The following is a 4,565-nucleotide window of genomic DNA, read 5'->3' as shown; positions in this document are numbered from 1 at the left end:
CATTGATCGTCACCCAAACGCCCGAATTCTCCGTCGACTGGCGCTTGAGGTAGGTGTAGTCGGTGTCGGTCCAGGCCAGCACCTTGGGTTGAAGATTGTCGAGGATGAACTCGCCAAGGCTGGTGCGCACGGTGAGCACCGCATGGCCGTCGCCGTTCGGCTGCCGCGCCACCGTCATCAGCAGGTCGCCGGCCGGCACGCCGATGTTCATCAGCGCGCGGCGCTTTTCCAGCGCGTAGTCCTCGCAGTCGCCAAAGCCGTTGTCGGGGTAGGACCAGACCTCTTCCTTGCCCCACATCTCCATGTCGGTGCGCGGCGTGATCCTGGTGTTGACGGAATTGTTGATGTTGACGATGGCCGCCCACAGCTTGCGGGTCAGTTCGATCGGCGCCTGCTTCGGCGTCCGTTCCTTGCATTCCTGCGGAAGCTTCTGGCAGAATTCGTAGTGGCCGACCGGCTGGGTAGTGCGACCGCCCGTGTGCATGAAAGCCGGTCCCGCATATGCCGTTGCCCAAGCGGAAAGCTGCATCGCCATTGCCATGAGCAACAGCTTGCCCCTCGTCTTCTTCATTGTTTTAGTCTCCCCGTTTGAGGAGACCATCTCATGACCGGATTTATTTGACGCAAAAACCCGAAGTAGACATTGAGTAAAACGCCAAGAGAATAAGCATAAAATTTGAATTAGTTTGAACTAAAATTCTTACGGCCCTTCGTCGGCCAGGATCTGACGAGCCGACCGTGTCATGCGCAGGGGCAATTCCGGTCGTGTGGGGCGCGAAAAAACAAAACCGGCCGCGATGGGCCGGTTCAGCTGCTGGTCTCGCGGGCCCGTTGCTCAGGCGCGCGGCGTGTTGAACTCGGAATCCAGGGTTTCCGGCCGCTGGATGACGGCGAATTCGACAGCGACACCATCCTCGAAATGACGCACCACCTGGCCGCGCATCGTGCCCAGCATGATCTGCACGCCGATCGCCGGCTTGACGTCGATCTCGACCGCGGCGCCCGAGAGCGACAGGTCGATGATGCGACACTGGTACTGGCGCCCGTCGGTGAGCTGGAGCACGCTCATCGGATTGCGCGGCGCGACGCGTTCGTGGCGGCGGTCTTCCGGCAGGTCGAGCTCGTGCTTGTTGGCAAGCCAGGTCAGCTGCGCGGCAAGCTTGTCCTTCTTGCGGTCCGAGGCGATGACGGTCATGGCGAAGCCGTCCTGCGAGGTGCGGGTCACCACACCCTCGACGCGGCCGATGTGATCGATATAGGCGATGACCTTCTCACCCGGCATGCCGACGCGCTCGGTTCGAAGTGCGACGTTGCCCGGCGACATGTCGATCACCTGGCACGGGTGCTCGGTGCGGTCCTCCAGCATGAAGCGCCCGTAGATCTTGACGCGGACGCGCTGAAAATTACGCCTTTCGGCGCGGGACGGCGCAAAGTCGACCGCCGTTGACCTCATGACTGCCTACACCCCGTTGGCATTCCCCGCGTCAATGCGAGGAATTTCACCGGGAAAACTACAACAATGGAGGTTAACAAAGGGGAAAAGTGGACCCCCTTCGCAGTCGATCCGAATGCTGGAGGTGGCTACTCGCCGCGCCCGCCCTCGAACACCACCAGATGGCGGATGCGACGCGCGCGGCCGAGTGCCGGAAACGTTTCTGGCGGATCGAACTCTGAAGGCACAAGCGAGGGAACATTGATGGCAGGCCGGTTCTTCAGGAACATCGGCTCCTTGTCCGGATCGACGACGCGGATCGAATCGATCAGCGCGTCGGTGATCGGGTCGGCACCCAGCCAGAATGGTCTTTCGGCGGCGCTGATGACACCCAGGCAGCGCGGATTCTCGACGCCGCCGTCGAGCGGCAGGGCAAGCAGTTCGAACTTGTTGGATCGGCCGTTTCCACTGAAGCCCTCATAGGTGATCAGCACCACGGATTTCTGCTCGAAAACGCCGTGGACCAGCCGCGAGACAAGCCGCTGGTCCTTCTCGCGCCACAGCGAGGGGAAGGAGAACCCCTTCAGTTCGCGACCATAGGAGGCGCAAAGCCTGGTGCCGGCCAGCCGGAACACGGCCTCGCCGCGCGTATCCCTTTCCAGGATGAATGTGTCGGCCAAAAGCGACTTGATGTCGGCGGGCTCCACTTCCGAACGCTTCGGGGCGGGGCGCCCATCACGCAGCTGGTTCCAATATTGGAACAGCGTGATCGATCCGTTCTGGTTCATTGTGTGCTCTTTCGCGCAAACTGTCTTTTCATGTCCCATCGGCGAACAGACAGGGCGCCCTCCGATGACCTACATGCGTTGCGGAGCAGGATGCGTGCCAGCATCGTTAACACTTGTTCACGGGTCGGGGACGTTAAGGTTAACAAGTCGTTTACGTTGCGGCCGAGCCCCGCCTGTGGCACACCAAAACCACTCCAGAAGCGGTCGTTTCGCGACGATCGGCAGCACTTCGGTCAAGAGTTTCGGGGAGCAGGGGCTCGACCGGCCGTTCAAGGGGGAACCTTGGACGGCTTCTTTTTTGATTCGCGCATGCAGCGATTCGCGGCCTCTCGACAGGCGACAGCGTGATCCCGTTAACCGAAGCGCGTTCGTGCCGGAACGTTGCAGCAAGCTGGCGTGGCGACCTGAACCGGTCATTGCGTACTGCCCCTGTCCGCGGGTCTCTTCGTCTAGGCCCTCCTGCAAGGGCGGCGCGCATCTGGTCTCCACGGCGGCAGCAACATTTGCCAACGACGCGCTTCGAAAGAGAATAATCTGCGTTCCGGGCGGTTCCGCCGCCGCTGTACCTTTCGCGAATTCGCTCATCGAGGCGCGACGGCGGCGATCCCGCGGTCCGGAGACGTGCCTTGTCGGCGTTACTCCTGGGGAATTCTCATGAAGACTTCTATTCTCGGATTATTTACTGCCGGCCTGCTTGCCTGCGCCGTACCGGTTGGGGCGGCACACGCCGCCGGGGTCGCCGATGCTCCAGCGCCCTTCGACAAGGGCGGCGTGAAGGTGGCGCTCGTCACCTTCATCTCGGCCGGCGATTTCTTCCAGGCCTATCAGGCCGGTGCGGCGAAACAGGCGAAAGCGCTCGACATCGACCTGCAGATCTTTTCCGGCCGGCAGGATGCGGCCGCGCAACGCGACCAGATCGAGCAGGCGATCAATCTCGGCGTCCAGGCCATCATCATCGACCACGGCCAGCCCGAAGCGCTGAAGGACGTTGCACAGAAGGCGCTCGATGCCGGCATCAAGGTCGTCGCCTTCGACGTCAATCTCGACAATCCGAAGATCCCGCAGGTCGAACAATCCGACCACGAGCTCGCCAAGGCAGCGCTCGGCCAGGCGCTCAAGGACAATGGCGCATCGTTCCAGGCGGGCTATGTCTATGTAGCGGGTTTCGCGCCGCTCGATCGTCGCAACGAAATCTGGGACGAGGTCAAGAAGGCCAATCCAGGCATTGTCGAGAAGGCGCGCTGGGGCACGGTCAACGACACGACCGCGGTGTCGACCGCCGATCAGACCAAGGCGGCGTTCCAGGCCAATCCCGATATCAGCGTTGTCTTCGCCCCCTATGACGAGTTCGCGCGCGGGGTGAAGCTCGCCACCGACGAACTCGGCATTTCGAGCAAGGTGAAGATCTATTCGGCCGACGTGTCCACCGCCGATATCACCGAGATCACCGCGGAAGGAAGCCCGTGGATGGCCACGGCAGCCACCAATCCGGCCGTCGTCGGCGCGGTTTCGGTGCGGGCCGCGGCCAAGCTGATCGCCGGCGAGGATCCGGGCCACAACATCGTCGTCAAGCCGGTGCTGCTGACCCAGGAAGAACTGCGCAAGAACGGCATCAAGACGGTCGAGGACCTCGACGCCAAGCTTCCGGCCTTTGGCCAGAGCGACGCGGCCGCCGCCAGCTGGATCCCATCCAACTGATCTCTTCTCCCTCGCCTCGGGGGAGAAAAGAAATTGCCTGAAAGCTTGGCTCCCCTTTATTCGCCTGAGCGGTTCACTGTTTCACGGAACCAGTGAACCGCTCTATCTCTTTGTTTTGACGCAATTCCGGACGGAAAACCGTTTCACACTTTTCCTGGAATTGCCCTAACCTAACCGCCGCTGATTGCCGTCAGGATAAAAACCTCGGTGCCGGGCGCGAGCCTGGTTTCAAGGGTCGCTCTCTCGCCATCGACGAAGACGTTCATATGGCGGCGGATCGCTGGGCGGGAATCGCAGATTCGGTCGCGCATGCCGGGCCAGCGCGCGTCCAGCCCGTCGATCATTTCCTTCGTGGTCGAGGCCGGCAGTTCGACCCGGCGCGGCGCGCCAGGAAACAGGTCGATGAGCACGCCCGGGAGCCGCGCGACGACAAGGGGCACACTGTCGGCGGTGGCGTTCGACATTTGCGTTACTAGCCCACCACCATCGCCTCGACGGACAGGATCGCGGGCAGATGCTGAGCGATCTCCGACCAGTTTTCGCCTTCGTTGGCACTGGCGAAAAGCGAGCCGCCGCTGGTGCCGAAATAGACGCCGGCCGGCTCGAGGCTGTCGGTCGCCATAGCTTGCCGCAACACGCCTGCGTAG

The 4,565-nt window shown here is 62.0% G+C and carries 5 protein-coding genes and 1 pseudogene; 1 reads left to right on the top strand and 5 read right to left on the bottom strand.

Translation table 11 applies throughout. The features are described from left to right. The 3 genes from EOA33_RS25365 to EOA33_RS25355 all read right to left on the bottom strand — a co-directional run. Positions 1 to 571, bottom strand: a 571-nt coding sequence (locus EOA33_RS25365; protein WP_127406879.1) for a transglutaminase-like cysteine peptidase, incomplete at its 3' end; no start/stop codon positions are given. A 264-nt stretch (positions 572 to 835) separates the two neighbouring features. Beyond that, complete coding sequence (locus tag EOA33_RS25360; RefSeq protein ID WP_126054354.1) at positions 836 to 1,453, bottom strand: PilZ domain-containing protein; 618 nt, start codon at positions 1,451 to 1,453, stop codon at positions 836 to 838. Positions 1,454 to 1,581: 128 nt separating this feature from the next. Continuing rightward, on the bottom strand, positions 1,582 to 2,220 hold the full coding sequence (locus tag EOA33_RS25355) for a PAS domain-containing protein (protein WP_126054355.1): 639 nt from the start codon (positions 2,218 to 2,220) through the stop codon (positions 1,582 to 1,584). Positions 2,221 to 2,874: 654 nt separating this feature from the next. Between EOA33_RS25355 and EOA33_RS25350 the strand changes: the two genes are divergently transcribed. Then, a complete protein-coding gene (locus EOA33_RS25350) occupies positions 2,875 to 3,918 on the top strand; it encodes a substrate-binding domain-containing protein (RefSeq protein ID WP_127406878.1) in 1,044 nt (347 codons plus the stop codon). A 170-nt stretch (positions 3,919 to 4,088) separates the two neighbouring features. Here EOA33_RS25350 and EOA33_RS25340 read toward each other — a convergent pair whose 3' ends face one another. Both EOA33_RS25340 and EOA33_RS40795 read right to left on the bottom strand, forming a co-directional pair. After that, positions 4,089 to 4,382, bottom strand: a complete 294-nt coding sequence (locus tag EOA33_RS25340; RefSeq protein ID WP_126054358.1) for a MoaD/ThiS family protein — start codon at positions 4,380 to 4,382, stop codon at positions 4,089 to 4,091. An 8-nt stretch (positions 4,383 to 4,390) separates the two neighbouring features. Then, positions 4,391 to 4,565, bottom strand: a pseudogene (locus tag EOA33_RS40795) (exo-alpha-sialidase); the annotation flags it as partial.

Origin of the sequence: Mesorhizobium sp. M4A.F.Ca.ET.050.02.1.1 (assembly GCF_003997725.1) — a bacterium.
GTDB lineage: Bacteria > Pseudomonadota > Alphaproteobacteria > Rhizobiales > Rhizobiaceae > Mesorhizobium.
This window is presented reverse-complemented; position numbering and strand designations above follow the sequence as displayed.